General features: G+C 57.3%; 22 protein-coding genes and 1 pseudogene. 20 read left to right on the top strand and 3 right to left on the bottom strand.

Features of this window, described 5'->3' with window-relative positions; translation table 11 throughout:
* Nucleotides 1-9: 9 nt before the first annotated feature.
* From ShzoTeo12_RS26575 to ShzoTeo12_RS26530, 10 genes are all read left to right on the top strand, one after another.
* Nucleotides 10-291: a hypothetical protein gene (locus ShzoTeo12_RS26575; RefSeq protein WP_130519729.1), complete on the top strand. Its 282-nt coding sequence runs from the start codon at nt 10-12 to the stop codon at nt 289-291.
* Nucleotides 252-959 carry a DotI/IcmL/TraM family protein gene (locus tag ShzoTeo12_RS26570; protein WP_164057009.1) on the top strand — a complete coding sequence of 236 codons (708 nt, stop codon included), beginning with the start codon at nt 252-254 and terminating at the stop codon, nt 957-959. The genes ShzoTeo12_RS26575 and ShzoTeo12_RS26570 overlap by 40 nt, the downstream gene beginning before the upstream one ends.
* Nucleotides 956-1,570, top strand: a complete 615-nt coding sequence (locus ShzoTeo12_RS26565) for a DotI/IcmL family type IV secretion protein (protein WP_130519725.1) — start codon at nt 956-958, stop codon at nt 1,568-1,570. Before ShzoTeo12_RS26570 ends, ShzoTeo12_RS26565 begins: the two co-directional genes overlap by 4 nt.
* Before the next feature lie 11 nt (nt 1,571-1,581).
* Nucleotides 1,582-2,685, top strand: coding sequence for a DotH/IcmK family type IV secretion protein (locus ShzoTeo12_RS26560; protein WP_164057010.1), 1,104 nt, complete (start codon nt 1,582-1,584; stop codon nt 2,683-2,685).
* Between the two features lie 12 nt (nt 2,686-2,697).
* Nucleotides 2,698-3,870 carry a DotG/IcmE/VirB10 family protein gene (locus ShzoTeo12_RS26555; RefSeq protein WP_130519722.1) on the top strand — a complete coding sequence of 391 codons (1,173 nt, stop codon included), beginning with the start codon at nt 2,698-2,700 and terminating at the stop codon, nt 3,868-3,870.
* A gap of 18 nt (nt 3,871-3,888) precedes the next feature.
* Nucleotides 3,889-4,167 (top strand): hypothetical protein, encoded by a 279-nt coding sequence (locus ShzoTeo12_RS26550; RefSeq protein WP_130519720.1) that lies wholly within the window; start codon nt 3,889-3,891, stop codon nt 4,165-4,167.
* A gap of 43 nt (nt 4,168-4,210) precedes the next feature.
* Nucleotides 4,211-6,358, top strand: coding sequence for a hypothetical protein (locus tag ShzoTeo12_RS26545; RefSeq protein ID WP_130519718.1), 2,148 nt, complete (start codon nt 4,211-4,213; stop codon nt 6,356-6,358).
* Between the two features lie 6 nt (nt 6,359-6,364).
* Nucleotides 6,365-6,637: a hypothetical protein gene (locus ShzoTeo12_RS26540; RefSeq protein ID WP_130519715.1), complete on the top strand. Its 273-nt coding sequence runs from the start codon at nt 6,365-6,367 to the stop codon at nt 6,635-6,637.
* Complete coding sequence (locus ShzoTeo12_RS26535; protein WP_130519713.1) at nt 6,634-9,621, top strand: hypothetical protein; 2,988 nt, start codon at nt 6,634-6,636, stop codon at nt 9,619-9,621. Before ShzoTeo12_RS26540 ends, ShzoTeo12_RS26535 begins: the two co-directional genes overlap by 4 nt.
* A gap of 120 nt (nt 9,622-9,741) precedes the next feature.
* Nucleotides 9,742-10,161: a hypothetical protein gene (locus tag ShzoTeo12_RS26530; RefSeq protein ID WP_130519711.1), complete on the top strand. Its 420-nt coding sequence runs from the start codon at nt 9,742-9,744 to the stop codon at nt 10,159-10,161.
* A gap of 68 nt (nt 10,162-10,229) precedes the next feature.
* On the opposite strand, the gene ShzoTeo12_RS26525 is transcribed toward ShzoTeo12_RS26530, so the two are convergent.
* Nucleotides 10,230-10,811: a recombinase family protein gene (locus ShzoTeo12_RS26525; RefSeq protein WP_109614887.1), complete on the bottom strand. Its 582-nt coding sequence runs from the start codon at nt 10,809-10,811 to the stop codon at nt 10,230-10,232.
* A 165-nt stretch (nt 10,812-10,976) separates the two neighbouring features.
* Here ShzoTeo12_RS26525 and ShzoTeo12_RS26520 point away from each other — a divergent pair, with 165 nt between their 5' ends.
* Nucleotides 10,977-13,943 (top strand): Tn3 family transposase, encoded by a 2,967-nt coding sequence (locus ShzoTeo12_RS26520; RefSeq protein ID WP_130519709.1) that lies wholly within the window; start codon nt 10,977-10,979, stop codon nt 13,941-13,943.
* Here the strand turns inward: ShzoTeo12_RS26520 and ShzoTeo12_RS26515 are convergent.
* Nucleotides 13,937-14,341: pseudogene (locus ShzoTeo12_RS26515) on the bottom strand (integrase); the annotation flags it as partial. The gene ShzoTeo12_RS26520 and the pseudogene ShzoTeo12_RS26515 overlap by 7 nt on opposite strands.
* Before the next feature lie 190 nt (nt 14,342-14,531).
* Between ShzoTeo12_RS26515 and ShzoTeo12_RS26510 the strand changes: the two are divergent.
* From ShzoTeo12_RS26510 to ShzoTeo12_RS26470, 9 genes are all read left to right on the top strand, one after another.
* A complete protein-coding gene (locus ShzoTeo12_RS26510) occupies nt 14,532-15,674 on the top strand; it encodes an RHE_PE00001 family protein (protein WP_165909441.1) in 1,143 nt (380 codons plus the stop codon).
* Nucleotides 15,675-15,847: 173 nt separating this feature from the next.
* Nucleotides 15,848-16,852: an AAA family ATPase gene (locus ShzoTeo12_RS26505; protein WP_097143403.1), complete on the top strand. Its 1,005-nt coding sequence runs from the start codon at nt 15,848-15,850 to the stop codon at nt 16,850-16,852.
* Nucleotides 16,852-19,323 carry a S8 family peptidase gene (locus tag ShzoTeo12_RS26500; protein ID WP_130519705.1) on the top strand — a complete coding sequence of 824 codons (2,472 nt, stop codon included), beginning with the start codon at nt 16,852-16,854 and terminating at the stop codon, nt 19,321-19,323. The genes ShzoTeo12_RS26505 and ShzoTeo12_RS26500 overlap by 1 nt, the downstream gene beginning before the upstream one ends.
* Nucleotides 19,324-19,755: 432 nt before the next feature.
* Nucleotides 19,756-20,739 carry a CDF family Co(II)/Ni(II) efflux transporter DmeF gene (gene dmeF, locus ShzoTeo12_RS26495; protein ID WP_130519703.1) on the top strand — a complete coding sequence of 328 codons (984 nt, stop codon included), beginning with the start codon at nt 19,756-19,758 and terminating at the stop codon, nt 20,737-20,739.
* Between the two features lie 30 nt (nt 20,740-20,769).
* Complete coding sequence (locus ShzoTeo12_RS26490; RefSeq protein WP_052820499.1) at nt 20,770-21,045, top strand: metal/formaldehyde-sensitive transcriptional repressor; 276 nt, start codon at nt 20,770-20,772, stop codon at nt 21,043-21,045.
* 5 nt (nt 21,046-21,050) lie between these two features.
* Nucleotides 21,051-21,263, top strand: a complete 213-nt coding sequence (locus ShzoTeo12_RS26485; protein WP_165909439.1) for a DUF1289 domain-containing protein — start codon at nt 21,051-21,053, stop codon at nt 21,261-21,263.
* A 160-nt stretch (nt 21,264-21,423) separates the two neighbouring features.
* On the top strand, nt 21,424-21,828 hold the full coding sequence (locus tag ShzoTeo12_RS26480; protein ID WP_130519701.1) for an OsmC family protein: 405 nt from the start codon (nt 21,424-21,426) through the stop codon (nt 21,826-21,828).
* A complete protein-coding gene (locus tag ShzoTeo12_RS26475) occupies nt 21,825-22,520 on the top strand; it encodes a VIT family protein (RefSeq protein WP_130519699.1) in 696 nt (231 codons plus the stop codon). The genes ShzoTeo12_RS26480 and ShzoTeo12_RS26475 overlap by 4 nt, the downstream gene beginning before the upstream one ends.
* 86 nt (nt 22,521-22,606) lie before the next feature.
* Nucleotides 22,607-22,996, top strand: coding sequence for a DUF302 domain-containing protein (locus ShzoTeo12_RS26470; RefSeq protein ID WP_130519697.1), 390 nt, complete (start codon nt 22,607-22,609; stop codon nt 22,994-22,996).
* Nucleotides 22,997-23,167: 171 nt separating this feature from the next.
* Here the strand turns inward: ShzoTeo12_RS26470 and ShzoTeo12_RS26465 are convergent, their stop codons facing one another.
* The gene (locus ShzoTeo12_RS26465; protein ID WP_130519695.1) at nt 23,168-24,433 is read right to left on the bottom strand and encodes an adenylate/guanylate cyclase domain-containing protein; all 1,266 of its coding nucleotides are present in this window, start codon (nt 24,431-24,433) and stop codon (nt 23,168-23,170) included.
* Nucleotides 24,434-24,551: the final 118 nt, after the last annotated feature.

The following is a 24,551-nucleotide window of genomic DNA, read 5'->3' as shown; positions in this document are numbered from 1 at the left end:
GGGTCGCCAATGGGGCTTTTCGATAAGAAGAAGAAATTCAGTGAGGTAAGGGTGCCAAAGTTCGCTTTGGCTACTCTTCCCGATCCGGTCGCGCCTTCTATCGCGCGTGAACAGATTATCGCCAAGCAGCAACAGCTTACGATCTTATGGACGGCGCTGATCGTGGGGACGCTCGCAGTGCTGTTATTCGGATATGTTTTACAGGCAAATGCGGTGACTGAACCTTACGTCGCCGATGGCGGGGTTTTTGGTTGCCCGGTGCCGATTTTGCAGGGGAATACGGCGCGGTGAAGTCGAAAGAGGCTATTTTAGAAGACAATGCAGCGATGGCCGCGATCTTGCGGAACATGCGCGTTTTCACGCTGCTTTTGGCAGTTGCCGTTGTTCTGATCTATGTTCATCTGGCGCAAATTCTTTATGCGCGGTTCGTAAAATTCCCGGCAACTGCCTTCTTGGGCACGACTGATGCTCAGTCAGTGTGTGCGCCTATCGGCCTTGATGAGCCGATGGTGGCAGACGCGACCGCTCGCGACTTTGCGGTAAACGCGATCCGCATGATCCAAACCTACGATTGGACTTCTTGGCGCGACCAGATCAACAGCAGCACGTCGCTTTATATGACGCTTGAAGGCCGCAACAATTATCGTCTTTCGGTCAGCGAGTGGGGCATCATCAAGGATGTCGTCGCGAAATATCAGAACGCTACCGCAACCCAACGCGGTCCCGCAGTGATATCGAGGCAAGGGCCAACTCGACAGCCGGACGGTACGTCTCGCTATGAGTGGGAAATCGTCGTCCCAATGACGCTGATCTACCGGAACTCGCAGGATCGTCGGTCGGAAAACCGTGATTTCTATGCAACGATCGTTCGTACTCACAAATCCCCTCTTAATCCAAAGGGTATTGCGATTGGTCGCCTTGTCTCGACGCAGCCAGTCGAAGAAGGGGGGCGTCCATGAAAGGTGTCGAGATCTACCGCTTTGCGATTATAGGTCTTGGCGGTCTCTTTGGCCTTGGTGTCGTTGCGAGCTTCGCGATGACGGCCGACACCTATCTGATGAAACCTGTCACGCAATTTGTCTGGCGTGAGCAGGGCACCGGCAGCTCGTGCAACGCGACGGTCCTGAAAGAAGCTGCGATCAGTCAAGCGAGGCTTATTGATTTCGCTTCTGATGCCGCAGTCGCGGTCAATTCATACGACTACTATAATCAGGCGACGATCATCGGTTCGGCTCTGAGGCAGTATTTCACGCCTTCTGGCCAAAACTCCTATGTTCAGGAAGTGAACCGTACCGGCTCCCCTATCGCCTTTAGAGAGAACTTCGTTACGCAAACAGCTTACCGATCCGGCGTTCCGAACATCAAAGAGGTCGGCTTTTTGCAGGGACGCCGTTTTTGGCGAGTGGAAGTCCCTATCGTTCAATTTCAGCAGTCAAACGTGGACACGAGGCGGTCGGACATATTGCTGACGATGCTGATTGTTGCGCTTCGGCCCTCCGAGGCCAACCCGAACGGGATCGGGATAGACAGCATCAGCGCCACACAGAATTTCAACAAGAACGAGTCTTGATGGAGCAGGGCATGAAGATGAAGACCAAAGGGGTTCCGGTAGCGCTGCTACTCTCCGTCATGATGGGAGGCGCGGCTGTCGCGCAAGAACAGCAACAGCAGGACATCAATGCGCCGGTTGGTGAGCAAGGGATACCTCGGCAGGACCCCGGCCAGTATCAGCAGCAGCCAGGTACGCAGACCTATTCGCAGCAACCGAACCTTCCAGCCCGCGAACTCACGCGGGAAGAGTTGGACAAAATCAGGCAAGGGATGGTGGATCGGACCGAAGGCATGATCCTCAAGCCCAACGAGGTCGGCCGCATCAGGGACGCCACGCTAGGTTCTCAGAGTGCTGCTGTCCGGCCGACTTACTCGACCGATCCATACCCGAGCGCATTGCCTCGGGTTGTGAACGCCGCAAAGACACCAATGCAGACGCCTCCCACGGTGCGGATGGCCTTTGGTCTTACGACTCCTGTCACCTTCGTTGACAGCGATGGCTATCCGTGGCCGGTGGCGAACGTAACGTATAACCCGCAGATGCTGGCGCAGGATGGGGCAGGATGCGGAAACGCTACAGGCGCTCAGGCGAGCGAAGCCGGTGAGCGGCCTACCACGATCAACCTTACTCCCTGCTATTTCGAGGTGTTTGGCAACATCAACGTGGCGCTTGATAAGTGGCCATATCCCATCGTGTTGTTGACGCAATCCGGCTTCCGGCCGCAGGGCGGTCAGAAGGTGAGTATCGACATGCCTTTGACTGTCGTGATCGAGGGGCGGTCTCCGCTCGCTGAAAAAGTGAGGCCGGTTTCTCTGAAGGGGCGGAATGCGCCGAGCGGCAGGAATGTCGCCAGAAGGCCGGTGCCGCAGAGCGACTTGGCAACCTATATCATCGGTAGGATACCGGCCGGGGCAAGGTCAGTAGCCTTGGAGGGTGCGCCTGATCTACGTGGCTATACCACGCCTAACGGTGATCTGGTCGTCGTCGGTCATGTTGAAATGCTCACTCCGCAGTTCGCGCAAAAGGTCCCCACACCGGATGGGGAGACGGCCTATAGGTTCAATGGGCTACCTTATCGCGTGCTTTTCTCCGACAGATCGGGCGTGGAGCGCCCCGCAACGGTTCGATACTAAGAGGGGTTGACCATGAATAAGCTCGTTATTGGCGCAGCAGGGGCATTGGTCGTTGCTATCGGAGCCGGGGCCTTCATGCTTTCGGGGCAAACGGCACCTGACCGTGGCGCTGGCACAGCCAGCAATCTTCCGAATGGCCAAAATGTGCCGCGAAACGATCAAATGACGCCGGTTGATACAAACGAGGCCAACAGGCGCGCTACCGTCAACAATGAGGACGCGCAGCAAGCTCGCCAAGGCGGAAGGGATTATCAAGCTCCTACCGTGATTACCGGGGTAGGCCCGGCTGACAAGGGCGAAGAACCTGTTGTTCCGCCAGAGAAGAAGGCCGAGCCGGAAGAGCGCGTCATCAAGGAGACCACGGAAAGAACCGTCTATGTGACGCAGGTTCCGGTGCAGCAGCCCGTATCGGATCAGGCCGCTAGAGCAGCCATTCAGGCACAGATCGATGCGCTTGCTCGTGGTGGCAACGGGAATGGGGGGAATGCGCCCCGCGTTCAGATGGCAACGCAAAAATACAAAGCACCGGAAGTCAAGGAAGAGAAACAGGCAGGGCCAGTAGCAAAGCCGCAGCCCAAAATGGTGATGCTGGCCCGCACTGGCGATGTTATTTTCGCGCGTCTGGATCGGGCTTTCAATTCCGACGATCCGGGCGCTCCGATTATCGTGTCGCTCGATGACGTGATCTACGACCCGGCTAGAGGCACGCGTAATGGGCCGTTGACGGGCATGCGCCTCGTGGGCCAGATCAGCTACTCCGACAATCAGGCGGCGATCTCCTTCAATCAGATCGTCACCAACACAGGTGCTCAATTTCCGGTGACGGCAATTGCCGTGTCGGAAACGCAGGCCCGCACCGGAATTGCAGCAGACGTAGATAAACACACGTTGCAGCGATACAGCGGGCTGTTTCTGTCTTCTATCCTGCAAGGCGTCGGTCAGGTCGGCCAGCAGCTCGTCCAGAATAACAGGACCGTTGCGGTTAGCGATGGTGTCATCGTATCTGGCCGGGAGCCTGTGAACTATGGACAGGCAGCTCTCGCCGCATTGCAGCCGCTTGGCCAGAACCTTTCACAAGCCGCAGCCAGCAATTTCAGCCGCCCCCCTACGATGTCGGCTCCGGCCGGGATGGGCTTGGGCGTCGTCTTCTTGGCGCCAGTGGTGATCCCGCAAGGGGTGCGATAAACCCGTGGGAGGGCCGAGATGAACCCAAATAACCAGAACCTAGAGACCATGGGGCAATCGTTTTATGAGTTTCTGGCATCAGCCGGAAACTTGATCCCCGTGATCTTTGCCCTTCTGAGCTTGGTCATTTGCCTGAAAACCGGCGTCAATATCTGGCTGATGGTTCAGAGCGAAAATGACGGTTTCACCGGCCACGGTGAGCAAACCGTGTACGGCCAAGTGATTGCCTTTGTCTTTGGTGCCCTGCTTGGGATTTCTGCTGTCGTCACCTACGCGCTTTCCAGCATGTGGGGATAGCCTTTCCGGCTATCGGTAACTTGTGCGTTTTGGAGGTCTGCCCATGGCGTTAGAGCCAGAAAACCGGGAAGAGGTCGAACGAGGAAAGCATGTTCTTGCCGAACTAGCATCGGCAAGGTCGCATGTCACAGAACCGGCGCTCAACGCAACCACGAGGGATGAAGCGGTCATTAAGCTTCACGACGCCGTTGTCGCCGCGAAGGCGGAGGCGAGATCCGGCAATCGCTATGTGCTCGATCATGCGAAGCGATATCCCACGGAATACGGTTTCCTTGACGATGGATTTGACGAGGAAAGTGAGGTTCGCGCGTATGAGCGGGCCGTTGAGGCTTTTGGCGAACAGAATGTAGCCGTGGTCAACGGCATTCTGGAAGAAATCGATTCCCTTTATCAGTCGTCTACCGACATCGAGCGTCCTGAACCGTCTTACGACGCTGAGACAGGCTCGTACATGTACAATGCTGATGGGGAAGATCAGGGATGGCGGGAGAGTGCTCGCGCTGACATCGAGCGTAGAGTTGATGCGGCTTGGCAGCGGCTGATGGCACTTCACGATGACGGTAACGGATATGTCGAGCAGGCCGCTCAGAGCAATGCGGAGCTTTTCGCTCGCATGGTTGAACGGAAGGCTGCGATGGAAGATGCGCGGCAGAATGTGCCCGGCAGTTGGGAAAATCCGATCCAGATCGGCCACAGCATCGAGCAGCAACTGAGGTACGCGGCGAGCGGCGAGGCCCGACCCCAATCTACCGTCGAAGGAGATGCCATGAAAAATCCAGAACCCGTTCCGGGCAGTTGGGAAAACCCGATCCAGATCGGCCATAGCATCGAGCTACAGCAGACCTATGCGGCCAGCAAAAGCCTCGAACCTTCGCGGGAACGCCGGGTAATTCACGACGCCAAGCCCGATTCAGTCGAGATGTTCCGCGAGCTTTATCAGGATGTGGTTCGGACGGGCGATAGTTTTCCAATTGGAGCGCTTGAGCGCCATGCAGAGGGCCGATTGCAGCAGACCTATGCCGCACTGGTGCTGATCGAGAACGCAAGGGCTGCTGGTATCATACCAGAGAATTCGAAATTCGTTGCGACCGGCGCAAAGGTGCAAGACAAACGCGCCAGTAAGGCATATCCGGCCGCGCACAGGCTCCCGGCCGATCTATCGATTCAAGCTTCTGATGGCTCTCTTCGCCGACTGACGGATCATCTGACTGTCGATCTTGATCGCATATGGGTCGATAAAAACATTTTTGCTCCCACAGACCGCATTCATCGTCTTGCGAACGTCGCCGATCAGTGGGTGGAAGACGGTGGCATGAAGACAGCCTTCGTCAACGCTGCAAATGCCGTTTCGAGCGGCAAGCTGACGGCAGAGGAAGCGCTGGAAGATATCGTGCAGCCGGGTTATGCCGCCGCTCATGCGCGAGCGCTCGAAAAGGTCGAACGCAATTTCACGCTCATCGAGCGGCAAGCACTCTCGCAGAGGATCGTAGATCAGCACGGCCAGCCTTATCGGAAGGTGCCAGAGCCTACGGTCCTGAAAATCAAAGGCTTGGAGGAACGCGCTGCCGCGAAAGATGTGATGGAGCGCACGCTTAAAGCCTATAGCCGCATGGAAGAGCTTTCGCCGTCCCTCCGGATGAAGAGTAATCTGGCGGTGAATGGCATCATCGACAATGAAATTCGGCTCCGAGAGCATGGACCCAATTCCCGTCGCGCACTTGCTCCGGGTGAGGCGATGGTTGAAGCCCGCCGTGCCGCTGGTGAGGCCAATACGGCCCTTACGAAACAGATGGATGAGATCATCCAGCTTGGAAATAAGGCGTCTGCTGCTGCTGCCGCAGCCTCCGATCCGTCTCGACCCATGGAAGCCCGAATGCGGGCAATGGGCGATGCTGGCGCTTATGGCGAGGCAATGAAAACCGCATGGGCCAAGTTGCAGAACGAGACCGGCCCGCAAGTTGTCAAAGGGTTATCTGAACGTCTTGAACGGTGTGGACCGCACGCGGGAGGGCATCTGGCGGCTGTTAGATCGCGCCTCGCCTCGCCTCCAAAAGAGGTTCTGCAGGCGGCAAACCAGATTGAAGACGCACAGGAGAAACTACAGCGCGCCAACCGTAGCCAGGTCGATTTCGGACAGCAGAATTCGGTTCGCCAGTCGTTTGGCCAGAGGCCAACGCCATCGATGGAGTAACGGACCATGGCGACGAACAAAGAGCCGTCCAAGATTGCCTTTCTGCCCGAGTTGCAGGGCAGTGAGGCTATGACAGCACTGATAGACCGGGTGCGCGGGCTGGCGGCAAGCAACCAGTTTCCTAATGCTCTCAGTGCGATTGATGAATCTTTGGAACATCGAGTTCGGATCGCCGAAGGTTTCGCTTCCAGCACGTTCAACACAGATTTTGAGAATTTACCTGATGACGCCGATTTAGGCGGCTTCCTGTATCGCTTTACCCCGAGGGACCGCACATGAGCATGTTCAACCGGAATGCTGACCAGTTTTGTGATTTGAGCGGCTTCGATCCAGACACCCCGCGTCCCGTCATATTTGCACATGATGGCTCCGACATCACTCTGATCGAGATCAAGGGGATTCGCTCGATCACATCGGAAGTCGAATTTGCGGATCGTATGGTCGACATTTTTTCGGCCGAGTTGGCGCAGGTAATGAAGACGCCCGGCCATAACATGTCGATTTCATATGAATGCTCCTACAATGCCGAGAAGGTGGTTGATGAGCATCTTGACCGCGCCCGACATAATGCCGAGCTGAAACAGTTGCGGATCGATACGATCCTGCGGGAAACGCGCGATGTTATCCTGAAAAGGGCGGTCAATGAGCGGGTTATAATGGCCCTCACGTCACGGCCGGTAGCAGGGCCGCAGCGTGAAATGATGATGCAAAAAAAGGCCAACGATGAGGCCCGTAGCGAGCTGCCGGCGATGCGGTCGGCAATGGACCCCTTCATTGAGCTAAAAGGGCTGGAAGGCCCGCACATGGCCTATGTCCAGAGCGTCCTTTCGGCCTTAAGACGGTGTGGCGTCATGGCCGAGATCATGCGACCGAAGGAAGATGGATCGCGACCGGACATAGCGGCAATCAGGCAGGGCATCTTTTATCATGAGACGCCAGATGACTGGTTGCCTCACGAACCCGGCGCTGTGAAATATCCGCCGATCAAAAAAACGTTTGATAGCGATGTGTCAGACTTCTTCGCGCAGCCGCTGGCAAAGCAGATTCTCTCGTCAGCTCCTGTCGTTTCCCAAGATATGCGTCAAATTAAGTGGGGGCCGCGCACCTTTTCGGTTTGTCAGGTTCATCGCTTCCCGAAGAATCTCCGGCCGTTCAACATACTTGTTTCGCGCCTGCGGTCGGAAAAAATGCCGTACCGGGTCACTCTGCATCTGGAATCGCTTAATCACGCGGATCGGCGCTCTATCGGGCTGCGGCAGGTTGCTGCGCAGCTCTTGGGCATCTTCAATTCCACGACAAAACTTCTCGGCCAGAATCTTCAGCTCGTAACGCAGGCGCTAGGTTCGGATACAGAAGCCGTTGTGAAGGCCAATCTGGAAGCTGCGACATGGATCGAGCCGCATGAGCGGCAAGAGCTGCTTCCCACGCGCGCCTCGCGTCTTCTGGTGGATATCCAGTCTTGGGGAGATTGTTCGGTTTCGGACAGTCCCGCAAATCCGGTGCGGGTGCTCGCCGAGACTGTCGCCGGTATGAATGCCACATCGAAAGGATGGCGCGGAGTGCTTGCGCCGGTTTCCGACTTGTCGGTCATCATGCCTCTGCACCGCACAGCGCCGGTTTTCCAAGCCGGGGATAGCCTTTTCACGGGCTTGGATGGGTCCCTTCTGCCTCACAGGGCTTTCGCCCCTGAGCAGCCAGCATGGCTCACGCTTGGCAGCGCCGGTACAGGTTCGGGTAAGTCGGTCCTTTTCAACCGGATGAATTTTGATCTGATGGCCTATAGGTCAGGCAGTGAATTGCCTTTCATGATGATCGCAGACGTGGGTGTGTCATCGAGCGGCTGCATGAACTTGCTGAAGGAGCTGCTTCCGCCTGAGCGGCAGAATGAGGTTTTGTATGTTCGGCCGAAAAACACGGCCGAGTGGGCGGTTAATCCCTTCGACATTTCGCTTGGGTCACGTAGCCCCCTCGACCGCGAGAGGGTTTACCTGAAGAACTTCCTTTTGACAGCGATCCCGATGAAGGAGGATCTGCTTCCCGAGCTGATGACGCGCATTATTTCCCGCGTTTACGAGGTGAAGAGCGATCTCAGCATCGATTCACGTCCTAACCGTTGGCAGGCGAACCTTGATCCGGTTCTGAATGATGCCGCCACTGCCGCTGGTATCGTTTTGAGCGACAAAACGCGCTACTGGACGCTCGTGGACGAGTTTATGCGGCGTGGAATGCCTGAGATGGCTTCGAGGGCGCAACGCTACGCAGCGCCCCGCTTCAAGGATATTGCGACCATCATTGCAGAGCCGCAAATGAAGAAAGACTTCGGCGATGCGATGCTCGAAAAGCTGCAACGCTATCTGGAAGCGCTGGAAGCCGCCTATCCGATGTTCGCCAGCCATACCACGATGGAAACCGGCGCTGCTCGAGTCATGGCCGTCGATCTTCAAGACCTTCTGACGGTCGGCTCGCTCAATGATGAGTTGAGCCGGAAAAACACCCTGATGTTCCTCATGACGCGACAGTTGTTCATGGCAAAGATCGCTGGCGACAAAGATGACATCCGCGCCATGACCTTCCCACAAGATGAGGCCATTCGGACGCTCTATGAGGATTATTGGACACGGCAGTTCCAGACAATCGCCGAGACCCCGAAGCGCCTGATGATGGACGAATACCATCTAACCGGCACTATCGACACCATTAACGAGGTGGTCTGGCATGATTGCCGTACAGGTCGTAAGTGGAATCTTGAAGTTTGCTTGGTCAGTCAGGAGCTAGGCGATTTCCGTGGCCTCACGTCGCAGGCCACCACAATCATGATTTTGAACTCGGATTCGCAGGAAGCCCGCAGAAAGATCATTGAAGAGCTTGGCGGTACAGAAGCCATCGATAAGGCGTTGACGACATATGTGAACGGTCCTGATCCTTCGGACCCTTCGAAGGGCGCGAACGTGCTGGTGATGTATAAGCTGCGAAACGACGAGAAGCGTTGGGTGATCTTCAAGAATGCTCTCGGAGTGCGGATGCTTTGGGCACTTTCCACGAAAGCGGAGGATCGAGCCGTTCGTGATGAAATCTATCGTCGTGTCCCGCTGGATCGGGCACTCGATATCCTCGCCCGGCGCTTTCCAGAGGGAACCGCAATTTCGCGATGGAATGAGATCGCACGTTCGAAAAAGCGGAACAATGGTTCACTCGCAAAGGTGCTGGCGGATGAGGTCATGCAGTACGATGCACAATACTCGTACCAGCAAGCAGCGGAATAAGAATGTCAGCTTTGCATTTCACAACGAAAACGTTATCTGATATGTTGTGAATGCCAGTGGGTTGTAGTATTACCGAAATCGATTGTTCGCCCCCGAAACAGGGATGAAAAGGAGATGGGAATGAGCGGAGTCAGTTCGGCCATGACGGCTGTGAAGGACAAATATTATGGGGCACTTGCTACTGCGAGTGTATCCTACTTTGCGTTGACGACATGGGCGTTCGCACAGGGGGCAGACCCCAAAGCGCCGCTCGATTTCCAGAAACAGGCGCAGTCGGCCGCAGCCAGTTCTCGTCTGAACCCGGACGATGCCCAATCGGGCTTGAACAATGTTGGCTCGACGTTCCTGTACGCTGGCAGTGCGCTCTCCATCATGTTTGCGCTCTATTCGCTCTACAAGTGGTGGGATGCCGTCAACAACGAGCAGAGCCGTCACAGTGCTGGCGGATCGTTCATGGCAGCGTGTATCGCTGGCGTGATCGGCATTGTCGGCATCTTCGTCGGTTGGGTGCAGTCCGTTGCTCTCGGAGGCGGGAGCTAATCCCTCCAAAGAGGCGTCACGACACGAAAGTGGCGAATCTGTCCGACTTTTAAGAACGTATCCGGAACTCAGGTTGGTTTGACCGTGGTTGTCGTTGCTTTTTCGGCCTTGAGAGCTTCGTAGAGGGCGGTTTTCCCTATTTTCACGCGGGCCGCGGCTTCCCGGACGTTCAAACCGGCCGCCAGATGCTGGCGGGCTTTGGCAAGTTTGTCCGGGGTTACGACGACTTGTCGGCCACCGCGTCGGCCGCGTTCCTCTGCGGCTTGCAGACCGGCACGTGTTCGTTCCCGGATCAGATCGCGCTCGAACTGTGCCAGCGCGCCGAACAGGTGGAAGACCAGGCGACCGCCGGATGTCGTGGTGTCGATGTTTTCGGTGATGGATCGGAAGCCGACGCCTTTGGCCTCCAGTTCGGTGATGATCTCGATGAGGTGCTTCATCGACCGGCCGAGGCGGTCGAGCTTCCAGACTGTGAGCGTGTCGCCGTCGCGAACGTAGCGGATCGCCTCAGCCAATCCGGGGCGGTCAGTCTTCACGCCGGATGCCTTATCCTCGAACAGCCTTTCACAACCTGCTTTGCGCAAAGCGTCGAGTTGCAGGGCGGTGTCCTGCTCGCCGGTGGAGACCCTTGCATAGCCGATAGAGGTCATGAGACGTGGTTTGTCCGTTTTTCCGTTGAATTCGGACATTGTCCGATTTGCCGTTTCATGACAAGGTTTGCGGACAAGAACTGTGGATGCCGCGAAACGTTCGTTTGTCGGACACGCATTTTCCGTTTCGCTGCACTCTCCGCGGCGAAACGGGAAGATCAGTGAATGGCGCGAAGAGCATTACTGAGCGAGGCATGGTGGCAACAGGCGACGATCATCCCGGATAACGAAAGGGAGATCGCCAAACATTATACGCTGGATCGATCGGATCTCGACCTGATCATGCGACAGAACAAGGCCGCGAACAGACTGGGCCTCGCCTGTGTTCTGGCCACGCTACGATACCCTGGCCGACCGCTTGCGGATGGCGAGGTCCTGCCGGCTGGCGTCTTACGATTTCTGGCGCGGCAGATCGGCGTCGATCACCATGAGATCGAACGTTATTTCGAGCGCCCACAGACGCGGCGCGAGCATCTGGCCCTGCTTTTCTACAGAATGCAGATGCGTCCGTTTGTGCCTTCGGACGTGCGGGCACTCACAGGCTGGCTGACACCTGCCGCGCAAACCCTGCGCCAGGCCGATGTATTGGCGGATATGGTCGTGGAAGAACTGCGACGCAGGAGAATTCTTTTGCCAGCGCGGCCAGCGCTCGAAGCCATCATTCATGTGGCAATCAGGCGCGGCATTCGTATTGCTCATCGGGCCTTGGCCGGCGGGATCTCAGAAGGCCAAAAGCTCGATCTGGACAAGCTTCTCGATCCGCGTGAGGGGACAAGCGTGACCATTCTTGCCTGGGCGAGAACGCCGGCATTGTCGCCAGCCGCCGTCAACCTCGACAGAATTGCCGAGCGCATTCGTTTTCTCCGGTCTCTGAACCTGCCGACGACGTTGATGGATCGAATTCCGGCCAAGGTCTTTGACGAATTTGCTGCAGAGGGGACGCGAATGAGCGCGCAGCATCTGCGCGACCTTAACACCGAACGCCGACATGCTGTCCTGGCTGCAACAGTGCTCCACCTTTCCCGCCATCTCACCGATTGCGCGATCGACATGTTCAAGAAACTCATGGGCATCCTGACGCGGCGAGCCAATAACCAGGCGGCTGCTCGCGTCACCCGATCCGTTCGGGAAGTGCAGACGCCGTTGAAGGACGTTTCAAAAGTCTGCCATGCGATCATCAAGGCCAGAGAGAAGGGTGAGGACATGGCCAAAGCGCTTGATCTGGTCATCCAATGGCCAGCTTTTGCAACCAGTGTCCAGGCGGTTGATACGCTGATCGCGCCGGATGTTATCGACGGTAAAATCGAAATGCTCCAGCGCTATCCGACGATCAGGAAACTGGCGCCACAGTTTCTCTCCACTCTCGTGTTCCGCGGTCACGCAGTGGCGGCGAACCTCTTGCGGGCGCTATCCGTGGTCGCGGGTCTATATCGTACGGGCAAAAGGACCATACCCGACAAGGCACCGATCTCCTTTGCGCCGAAGGGCTGGATGCCTCTCATACTCAAAGATGGAAAGATTGATCGCAGGGCTTATGAGCTTTGCCTTTTCAGCGAATTGAAGCGCCGGCTCGATGCGGGCGATATCTGGGTGGAAGGAGCCAAACGCTTCCAGTCTTTCGAAAGCTTTCTCATTCCCACGCCGACATTCGAGCTGATGCGTGAGGAAGGAGCGCTTCCAATCGCCGTTGATACCGATGTCGAGACTTATCTTCGCCAACAGCGCCAGCTGCTGAACGATGGACTGGCTGACCTCTCGCGTCTGGCCGCAGCCGGCGAGCTCGACGATGTAGAACTGACCGGGGCGGGGTTTAGCGTCACGCCGCACAAGGCTATGTTTCCGGATATCGCCAAGTCGCTGAAGCTAAAGGTGGAAAGCCGTCTGCCTGCGATCCGCATCACTGACCTTTTGCTCGAGGTTGACGCCCGAACGGAATTTTCGAACGCCTTTACCCATTTGCGCAGCGGTCGGACGGCCGACAACAAGCTTGCGCTCCTCACCGCCATCCTGGCGGACGGCATCAATCTCGGTCTCACGAGAATGGCGGACGTTTCCCCCGGCATTACGATGCGCCAACTCGCCTGGGCGCACGACTGGCATATTCGCGAGGAAGGTTACACGGCCGCGCACGCCATTCTCGTCAACGCCCAGAGGCAATTGCCTCTGGCAAGCTTGTGGGGCGATGGAACAACGTCATCCTCCGATGGCCAGTATTTTCCGGCGGGCGGACACGCCGAGGCGATCGGCGACCTCAACGGCCGCTATGGTCCCAACCCCGGCGCCAAATTCTACCGGTTCACCTCTGACCAGTACGGCGCTTTCTACATCATCGCCATGAATGCCAATGCGAGCGAAGCCATCTATGTCCTCGATGGACTGCTCTATCATGGCAGCGATCTCGCCATCGAAACCCACTATGTCGATACCGGCGGGGTAAGCGATATGAGCTTCGCCCTTTGCCATCTCGTTGGTTTCCAGATTGTGCCTCGGCTGCGCGGTCTCAAGGATCGCAAGCTCTATCTCTTCCCGGGCGACGCGCCTCCCGAAAACCTGGCGCCGCTCGTTGGCGAGCACATCAACGTCGAGCGGATCAAGGCAAACTGGAACGACATCCTGCGGCTGGTCACGACGATCCGTTCCGGGCAGGTTCGGCCTTCGACCCTGTTGGCAAAGCTGTCCGCATTCCCACGCCAGAACGGACTGGCGTTGGCGCTACGCGATCTCGGTCGCATCAATCGGTCCATCTTTCTGCCCCAGTGGTGGCAGAACCCCGAAATGCGCAGGAACGCGACGGCCGGCCTCAACAAGAGCGAATCCCAGAACACCTTGGCCCGCGCACTGTTCTTCAATCGCCTCGGAGAATTGCGCGACCGGACTTTCGAGAGCCAGTTCTACCGAGCATCTGGACTGAACCTGCTAATCAACGCCATCGTCTACTGGAACACACTCTATCTCGAACCGGCGTTCGCCGAGCTCAACCGCGAGGGCATTCCCACGCCGCTTGACATCATCAAACACATTACCCCACTCGGCTGGCAGCACATCAGTCTCACCGGCGATTACATCTGGACCCCAACAGACGGCGTTGATCTCAGGCCATTGCGGCGCGAAACATCTATCCTCGCAGCGTGATCACCATACGTTCTCAAAAGTCGGACAGATCCAACACTTTCGTGTCGTGACGCCTCGTCGATGTCGGCCGGCATGCCGTGATCGGGATCGGTTTCGCGCCGTTGCGGATCCCACAGGTGATGGGCAACGAATTTCAGGAGGAGGGCTTCGGGCGCCGGCCAGGGCAGCGATTTTCCCGTCGCCGTCAGCGCCCAGGCTTGGAGATAAGCCAGATCAGACGTCAGTGCCCGAAGGGTATTGTCGCCCATGCCCTGGTTGACGAGATGGCGCAGCGTCTCGACATCCTGATCGCTCAACAGCTCGGCGAGCTCGTCGCGGCGCTCGATCGGCAGGACGGCTGCAATCGTGTCGAGTTCCTCGGTGCGGCGTTCGATGGCGGATTTTTGCACAGGCGGCATTTTGGCTCCAAAAACGGGCGGTTCTGGCGTGTTTCAGGCCCGTGACGGAGGCCACTTTTGGTGATTTGCGGCGTCAGATCAATCTATCATCGATAAGGGTTACTTATCGGAGGTCATAGACCATCGGCATAGCTGTGAGGAGTACAGAACGCTATTGCGGATATAGCTTTCGCTTAACAAATCATTTACCATAAATTCAATGTCTTACGATCTCGCCAAATTGCCCATCCACAGCCTGCTGCGGCCGATCTCCGAGGCCGCTGTTGCTCTTGCCCGTCTCGACGAGCGCATTGCCCGCTCCCCCGTCGGCGAGGGCTTTCTCGAGCGGTCGCATTTCCTCGACGCGCATGCCTCGCTCTGGGTCGACGGTGAACTCGTTCATCTCGAAGACCTCGTCCTGCATGACGCGCTCCGGGATATCCGTGCTCCCACCCATGAACTCACCATTGCCCGCGACATCCTGAAAACTCGCCGTCGCATCGCCGCCCATCCCCCCGCCTGGGCCCTCTCTGATCAAGGCCTCGCCTCCCTCCGCGGCCGGTCGTGGGCCGGAGCATCATTGGGTGGAGACAGGGAGGGGGTGCGGGATGGCAGTGTTGAGGTGAGCGACGCTCCGGCCGAGATAGGGGATGCGGAAGATCCCGAGATTGATGGTCTGGGTGATGCGTTTGCAGCGATCGATGCAGTACTCGCCCGATCCGGGGTCGCGATCGAAGAGGCGAAGAAGCCGGGGAGCGCCAAAAACGCTCCGGAAAAGGATCCGTTCGTTTATGACCTCGACTGGGATGAGGACGAGCGGCTGGAGGAGTGGCGGGCCGTGCTCGCGCGTGCCCAGGACTTGCCGCCGGTCCTGCAGGCAATCGTGGCGCTGGATGCCTGGAACCAGATCGCTGTCCTCCAGCATGCGCCTTGGCTCGGGCGTTTGCTCGCCGCCTCGGTCCTGCGCGAGGGCGGCGTTACCACTGGCGGTCATCACGCAGCGATCAATCTCGGGCTCAAGGCCATTCCGGTCGAGCGGCGCCGGCATCGTGACCGTGAGACGCGGTTGCTGGCGATAGCAAGGGCGCTGACAATCTCCGCCGAGACGGGGCTCAAGGAGCATGACCGGTTGGTGCTGGCGCGGCAGATGATGATGCGCAAGCTGGAGGGACGGCGAACGTCGTCCAGGCTGCCGGAGCTGGTCGAGTTGGTCATGGCGCGGCCGTTGATCTCGGCCGGGATGGTGGCGAAGACGCTTGAGGTCACGCCTCAAGGAGCGAGGCGCATCGTGCAGGAGCTCGGTCTTCGCGAGATGACGGGCAGGGGAAGGTTTCGGGCGTGGGGGATTTTATGAGTTCTGACCGGCAGACATAAAAAGGTTATGCTAACTTCGGGGCGGGGCCGCTAGACCGTCACTTAGTTCCGCGGAACGGTATAGTAAGGGATTGGTTGTTAACCTTGGGGGAATTGCGTTGCAAATTGCGCTGCAGCTGATAGTCCAAAAGCAGAACGAAACGGCAGATTACGATGACCACCGCTCGCCACATTGTGACTCTTCTGAAAAGCCACATCGCCGGCGATGAGGACCGTTTCCTGTCGACGGCTCTCCAGTTGGCCGCCCATGAGGCGCGGCAGGGGCATGGTAAGCTGGCGCAGGAGGTTAAAGATCTCGTTGATACAGCAAAGACGCGCCAGCCGAGCATGCGCCGGGCGGGCGGGGCGATCGTACTTGTGCAGCCGAAGGGTGAACTCGCCGGTCTGCTGAGTGCCCGTTACCCCGACATCCGCCTAACAGACATGGTTCTGGCACAACCCCTTCGCCAACGTCTCGATCGTATTTTAGCCGAGCAGCGGCAGCAGGCGAGCCTCCAAAGCCACGGACTTCAGCCGCGCCGCAAGATCTTGCTCGTCGGTCCGCCGGGCGCCGGCAAGACGATGACGGCGAGCGCCTTGGCGGGAGAACTGCATCTTCCCTTGTTCACCATTCTCTTGGACGGCCTCATCACAAAGTTTATGGGCGAGACCGCGTCGAAGTTGCGCTTGGTTTTCGATGCCATGACCGCGACCCGCGGCGTGTATCTCTTTGATGAGTTTGATGCGATCGGAGCGAAGAGGGGAGACCGGCAGGACGTCGGAGAAATCCGGCGTGTGCTCAATTCCTTCCTTCAATTCGTAGAACAGGATGAAAGCCAGGCCTTAATCGTCGCTGCGACGAACCATCCCGAACTACTGGACCGGGCGCTTTTGCGTCGTTTCGACGACGTTATCGAATACACGCTTCCGGATGTGTCACTCATCGAAGCGATCCTTCGTAACAGGCTTGATCGCTTCGCAACACCCGAACTGTCGTGGGTAGATGTCGCGAACGCGGCACACGGCCTTTCGCCGGCAGATATTACTCGTGTGGCTGACGACGCCGCCAAGTCCGTCATTCTGGATAATTCGGGCACGGTCACTGCTGCAAGCATATTTGACGCGCTTGCCGAGCGCCGCTTGGCTGCCCAAGCTATGGATGCGAGCAACAGGCCATAATGGCAACCGGACCACGCGATCGCCCGCATTTCCTGCTGAGAGATAACGGCGCGGCAGAGCCATACCGGCGCCCAAACCGGAAAATTGACCCACCGGCGCTACCTCAACGCAATAGGCAGGCTCATGCCCAGGCGCTGGCGTTGGCAGTCGGAGGAGCTGTCGCGGCGGCAGAGCAGCAGCTTGCCGAAACCGGGGTAACAGCCTTTGAGACGCGCGGTTTCTATCTCGAGTTCGATCTTCCTGCCTCCGAGGGGGCCGCAATCGACCAGCTCGCGAACAGACAACAAAAAATGGAGGTTGTCGCAGTCCGCGAGCCGGAAGGCGACGGCGGTATCGTCAAGGCCTCGGTATTTGTGCCCGAGCGTGCAAAAAACTACTTCCTAAACAAGATTGAGCAGTATCGATCGACGGACACCGACAAAGGGCGTCCTCGAAATGAGCCTCTAATTTCAAGGATCGAAACCGCACAGCTGGCATCCGCGCGTTCTCTCTTCACGGATGACGCAGCGCTGTTTCCACCCGACCAGCAACTCGCGGTGTGGTGGGAAATCTGGTTGCGCGAAGGCAGGCGTGAGAAGTTTGAAGCCATAGCGGCCGCTTTGGAAATAGAGCTGCGCCAGCACGCCATCCGGTTCCCCGAGCGCGAAGTCGTCTTGGCGTTGGCAAGCACCGTGACCATGGATCGCGTCGTTGCTCGCAGCGATACCATCGCTGAGTTGCGCCGGGCAAAAGATACGCCAGCGTTTTTCACAGGTCTTGGAGGTGCAGAACAAAGAGCTTGGACAGACGATCTCGCTGGTCGCGTTCAGGTCTCGCAGACTGCCGGTGACGTTGCTATATGCCTTTTGGACAGCGGGGTCCGCCGCACTCATCCTTTGATCGAGCCGGTGTTGTCGATCGATGATTGGCATACGATCAATCCGGCTTGGGGCGCCGACGACACGCCAGCTTGGCAGGGTCACGGCACGCGAATGGCCGGAGTAGCACTTTATAACGATCTGATTGATCCGCTTGCTTCTGAGGACGCTGTCGAACTGCAATATCGGCTGGAAAGTGTTAGAATTCTGCCACCTGGCGACGCGGATGAAAACCGACCTGATCTCTACGGCGCGATTACCGGTGAGGCGATTGCTCGAGCCGAGATTCAGGCGCCGCACAGAAGTCGGGTCGTAGCGACTGCTATAACAAGCACGGCTCCTTCGCGGGGGCGAGCCTCATCCTGGTCTGCTTCGATCGACCAACTCTGCTTCGAGACGGATGCGCAGCGGTTGATCCTGATAGCTGCTGGAAACATACGGGTTGACTTAAGCCCTGCGGATCACCTGGTTCGCAACGATATCGAACCGCTAGATGATCCAGCGCAAGCTTGGAACGCAATCACCGTCGGGGCTTTCACCAACAAAGTTGACGTTATCGATGCGCCTTTTGCCGGCTACGCCCCGATCGCGCCCGCTGGAGAACTGTCTCCGGCGAGCAGGACCTCCGTCACCTGGGATCGTCAGTGGCCGGTCAAGCCGGACATCGTCATGGAGGGCGGGAACCTGGCGCATGACGGCGTCAATCCTGGTGAGCCGATTGATGACCTGCGCATTCTGACGACGCACTTCCGGCCCGAAAACCGCTACTTCTCTACGATTGGCGACACCAGTTCCGCAACCGCGCAAGCTGCCAAGCTCGCGGCAGAGATCATGGTCAGCCGGCCGGGGCTCTGGCCCGAGACTGTCCGTGCTTTATTGGTTCATTCTGCCGAATGGACACCTGCGATGGCCGCCCGCGTCACGGCCTGCCACGGCAACAAAACGCAATTGCAATCGATTTTGCGCCGCTACGGTTACGGCGTGCCAAATCTCGGCAGAGCGCTGCTTTCCGCCAATAACGATCTGACTTTGATGATCGAGGACGACATTCGACCCTTCCAGCGAGAAGGGAGCGGATCAGTCAAAATGAGAGATATGAAGCTTCATCTGCTTCCTTGGCCGAAGGACAATCTGCTGGCCTTGGGCGCTGAGCCTGTCGAGGTCCGGGTCACGCTGTCCTATTTCATCGAGCCGAACCCCGGCGAGCGAGGCTGGACTAGGCGTCACAGATACGCTTCTCACGGATTGCGCTTCCAGATGAAAACAGCCACGGAATCCGTCGACGAGTTCCGTGCCCGCATCAACCAGGCTGCCCGAAACGAGGAAGAAGGTACACCCGTCAACGTCGGCGAAAGCTGGTTATTGGGTACATTCCGCGACAGCGGATCGCTGCATTCGGATTTCTGGCGGGGAACGGCGGCTGATCTTGCCGAGCGTGACGCCATCGGTATTTATCCAGTTGGCGGTTGGTGGAAGGAAAAGCCGTATCTGGACCGATACAACGAGAAGGCGCGCTATTCGCTGATCGTGACCATTCGCGCGCCTGGTGCCGCGGTTGATCTTTATGCGGCGGTCGAGACGATTCTGAAGACAGAGATCGTCGCACAGGTGTAGGATTCCTTTGATTAATTGGCGGCCGGCCACAATAGGCCCGCACTCCTTCCGATTTGGTGCGAGACTTGTCCAAGTGTTTGGACGAGATGGTCGGTAGGCTCTGGTGATAATAGGGGCGATGGTTCGTATCCCTTCAAGGCGTTTAAATCTAACGGCCCAAGGCGGCAGTGTGGCGATCAATGGTTTAAGTGCGGACTCGCGCGCTGGATGCTATCGGTCGCGGTTTCCGGATTTTTGCCGGCGGTTCTCTAAATTGCGTGTTGGCGTCAAGCGTCTTCCCAACGCCGAATCGGCGGTGTCTGGATTCCGCCCATGCAGTCATTGATGACGTCATCTACTTTGTAAGAACAAACACTCCGCCGATTTCAGAACGTTTGTATTCGTCTTACAAATAGTATACCCCCCTATAATATATGAAATGGAGTTTAGGCTATGAGTTCATCTCAAGGGCATGCGCACGACCATCCCCATCCGCACGATCACAGCCATGGTCGTGCGCTCAACGCCGCCCATGAACATTTCTTCCTTGGCGACAACCACCTGCGGAACGAACGCCGCACGTGGCTAGTGATTGGTATCACCGCCACCATGATGGTGGTGGAGATCGTCGCCGGAAACATGTTCGGGTCTATGGCTTTGACGGCAGATGGCTGGCATATGTCCACGCACGCTGCGGCCATGCTCATCGCGGCATTGGCCTATCTCTATGCTCGCAAGCACGCCAGCAACCGCCGCTTCTCATTCGGCACTGGCAAGCTCGGCGACCTTGCAGGATTCGCCAGCGCCGTGATCCTGGCGCTAATCGCGGTGCTTATCGGCTGGGAAAGTTTTCTGCGCTTCCAGTCGCCTGTAGCGATCAATTTCAGGGAAGCCATCATCGTGGCGGTGGTCGGATTGATCGTAAACCTTGTCTGCGCATGGCTCCTCAAGGATGATCACCATCACGGAAACGATCATGGCCATGCTCACGGACACGGGCACAATGCAGGCCAGGATCAGAACCTTCGCGCCGCCTACATCCACGTACTGGCTGATGCGCTGACCTCCGTTCTGGCGATCGGCGCGCTGGTTCTCGGAAGCCTCTATGACTGGCTCTGGCTTGATCCAGCTATTGGTATCGTCGGCGCTATTGTGATCGCTCGCTGGTCCTGGGGATTAATCCGAGATACGGGCGGCGTCCTGCTCGACTACGTTCCTGAAGGCGAAGACCTCCCCGAGGAAATACAGGAAATCCTCGTCAAGGAAGGCGCGGAAATCGTCGATCTCCACATCTGGCAACTCGGGCCCGGCCACCACGGAGCCATCGTTTCTATCGTCGTCAATGATCCGCATGCGCCGTCCTACTACCGCGCAAAGCTTGCGGCCATTCACGATCTGTCGCATGTGACGGTGGAGGTCGAAACCCGCGCGGCTTGACAAAAACGTCTATACCGAAGGAGCATTCCTATGAGCCATACCATCCGCGAAAAGCAAAAGCTGATCAACCGCGTACGTCGTATTCGCGGGCAGATGGAAGGTGTCGAGCGGATGCTTGAGGAGGAAAAGGGTTGCGTCGAAGTCATGCAAACGATCGCGGGTGCGCGTGGTGCCATCAACGGTCTAATGGGCGAAGTCATCGAAGATCATATCCGCATGCACTTGGCCGCCGAAAGTCTGAGTCAGAAAGAGCGTGAAGAAGGCGCGGCCGAACTGATCGATGTCATTCGCGCTTATCTCAAATAAGGTTCATGATGAATAATAAGTCGCCTTGCACCGATCTGTGCCGCTTCGATCCGCGCAATAAATGGTGCTTGGGCTGCGGCCGGACGGCGGATGAAATCAAGGCGTGGCGCAAAATGTCGCCCTATCACCGGACAAATTTGTCGACTGAATTGAAACGCCGCATGAAGCGATTAAAGGATGGCGAGGACGGCGCTGCGACCGCATCCGCTTGCTTGTAGAATTTTACAACTAACAAAGGCCGGTTATTGCGCAAACCAGCCGAACGCGGACGTCCATCATTGATCTTTTCGATTGATGTCGATCAATTTTTGTTTGTGATCAAAGCATAGTGTGGGGCTTGTGGTCTCCTAAACATGGCTGCGCCATGGAGGACGAGTGATGCTCGGATACAAGGTCTCGGCTCAACGGATAGATCCTAGGGAGAGTGTGGCACGCACCGAGACTGCCGAGGTCAGGCTTGCCACGGGACTGTCCGGCGCTGCCGATGCCTTCAATCCGGCCGAACTTCTGCTCGCGTCCATCGCTGCCTGTATGATCAAGGGCATTGAGCGCGTCATTCCTCCCCTCGCTTTCTCTATTGATGGTGTCGAGGTGGTCCTTCACGCCGTTCGACAGGATGATCCGCCGCTTATCGTTTCGGTCAAGTACCAACTCGTGGTCGATACCGATGAGACTGACCAACGGCTTGAACTTTTACACAAGAATGTCCGCAAATACGGCACAATCTCCAACACCGTCCCTCTTGCAGCCCGCTTAGATGGTGTAATCTGGAGGAAGTCATGAGGGGCCTTCATCGCGAAACGCATCTCGTTTCCCGGATCGGGTGGCTGCGAGCCGCCGTTCTCGGTGCAAATGACGGTATCGTATCCACTGCGAGCTTAATCGTCGGCGTTGCAGCCTCCGCGGCGGGCAGCTCGGAGATCTTGATCGCCGGCGTCGCCGGCCTCGTGGCTGGTGCGATGTCGATGGCGGCTGGAGAATATGTCTCGGTCAGCTCGCAGGCGGATACCGAACAGGCTGATCTCGCCCGCGAACGGCTTGAGCTTGACGGCCAGCCCGATCTTGAGCGCGAGGAACTCGCACAGCTTTACACCAGGCGCGGCGTCGAGATTGATCTGGCCCGACAGGTAGCAGTGCAACTAATGCAGAAGGATGCGCTTGAGGCGCATGCCCGCGAAGAACTTGGCATCTCCGAAATCACTACCGCCCGACCGATCGTTGCCGCGCTGACGTCGGCTCTGACGTTCGCGGTTGGCGCGATAATGCCACTCGCAATGGTATGGGTGGCGCCACCGAACCAACTGGTGATGCTGGTCTCTGTAGCCTCGCTTATGTTCCTCGCCCTGCTCGGCGCGATTGGTGCCAAGGCAGGCGGTGCAAATGTGCTGAGGGCCACGGTACGCGTAACCTTCTGGGGCGCCTTTGCGATGGCGCTGACAGCAGGCATAGGCGCCTTGGTGGGAACAGCCGTCTAGGTGTGCGGAATATTGATCAAGTGTTACTGTGTGGTCCTCACACCGGCGGATTAATCGGCAGGAGCCGATTTATATGGAGGAAGAACATGACCTACACTCTCGATAAGACGACCAACGGAATACCATTTGATCAGGTGGTCGCAGCCACGAAGGCGGCTCTCGCGAGCAACGGGTTCGGTGTCCTCACTGAAATCGACGTACGAGCGACCATGAATAAGAAACTCGACGTCGATATACCGGACTATCTCATCCTGGGTGCGTGCAACCCGAAGATGGCCCTCGAGGCGATGAAGATCGAGCCGAAGGTCGGCGCGATGCTGCCTTGCAACGTGATCGTACGATCGCTGGAGGGGGGCGCCATCATGGTCAGCGCCATCGACCCCGTGGCCTCGATGCAGGCTATCGAAAACCAGCAACTGAAGACGGTCGCGGCGCACGTGCGGTCTTTGCTTGAACAGGCGATTGCGAGCGTCTGAGGACGTTGGTGGTCAATACGGTCGCCGTTGACAAGGCAAGCATGCGATGCTCCCCCTAACATTCGTCAGCGACTCGAATAGCGAGGAGCAAATAGGCCCGAATGAAACGCCTGAACTGCGGGAAAAACTGGGCGTTGAAGATGACGGAACCGAACTTGAGCCACTGCCGGGTTAGACAAGCACGCGTCGGTTCATCAGCGAAAGCCGAATCGTCTCGATAGGATTGGCGATACCCTTCAGCAGAAGTGAGCCTCTAGCCGAAACGTTGAACTCGTGCCCTGCCGCCACCTCGAAAAATTCACTGGAGGCCACGATTTCACCTGGTAGTGCCGCAGCACACAGTCGCGCGGTAACGTTGACGGGCGAACCGAGGATCGTTGCATCCTTGCGAATTTCGGTTCCGATCACGGCCTCTATCACAGTGCCGTCGTGCAGTCCTATGCCGATCCCTCTGGGCAAATTCGCCCGTGAGACACTTGTCAGAATTGCCTCCGACGCCCTGAGGGCGTTTGTCTTTCTTTCTGATCCTTCGAACCAGGCGACAAGCCCGTCACCCACGAGGCGATCAATATCGCCGCCGTGTTCGAGGATGGCCGCGAAGCTGTGGCTTGCAACCTCAGACACAAGGGCAGCGGCTTCTTCGGCGCTCGCCTGTTCGACAAAACTGGAGAAGTCTCTGATATCGAGGACCAGGATGGACGCAGCCAGGCGCTCGGCGCTCGAGCGCCCGGAACTAACGCGCTTCTCAGTGCTGTCGGAAACAAAATGTGCGAGCGACTTTCGCGCCTCATTCAGGGCGTTTGTGCGTGTGTCGATTTCATTTTGTGCCCGTGAGACGAAATACGTGGAGAGGCAAAGTGCTCCTATTAGAGGCACGCCAAGGATAACGATCCAAATAATCGTATCGTTGTCGAGAAGTTTTTCGCGGGCGGATGCCTTTTCGGAAGTGGCGATGTAGACCGACATAGACCCTGTCATACCTGGCGCCCTGCTGAGCACGGTCCAATGCACAGGGGGCCCATCTTCTTCGAGAAAGACTGTCTGTCCGTCAGATATTTCGGGGATGCGACTTATCGTTGAGGCCATGCACGATGTGTCGTTGGTTGCCGCCAGTACCTTGCCGTCTTCGGTAAAAGCAACTGCGCAGAGCAAGTCAAGCTCCTTCGCTTCCGTTTCGATAGCCTGTCTTGTCTGGTCAGCGTCGCTGACTTTTCCTCCACTTCCGATCTCCGAGTGTCTGGCTTTCCCCAAGATCGGCGCGAACAGCGCGGCATGGAGCGAAGCCGTTTGTGCACTATAGGCACGTTCGACACTAACAGACAGAGCGTTTGAGACGGCAATAAGTAGGCCGGAAATCGTCAGGAAGAAAATCGGTAGTACGAACAGGTTATAGTTCCGTCTTAACGGATAGGGGCGCGCCAGAATCTCATTATCCAATGTTTGCCACCTTCGTTTCTTTTCGTCATTTCATTCGTGGATTCGATCTTCACGAAGACTGATCTTACGATTCTGAGTTCGAATTTATATTGCCGTCACTATAAATCTTTGTAACCTG

Origin of the sequence: Shinella zoogloeoides (assembly GCF_033705735.1) — a bacterium.
In the GTDB taxonomy this organism is placed as follows: Bacteria; Pseudomonadota; Alphaproteobacteria; order Rhizobiales; family Rhizobiaceae; genus Shinella; species Shinella zoogloeoides_A.
The sequence above is the reverse complement of the archived record's forward strand: the minus strand, read 5'-3'. Positions and strand labels throughout refer to the sequence as shown.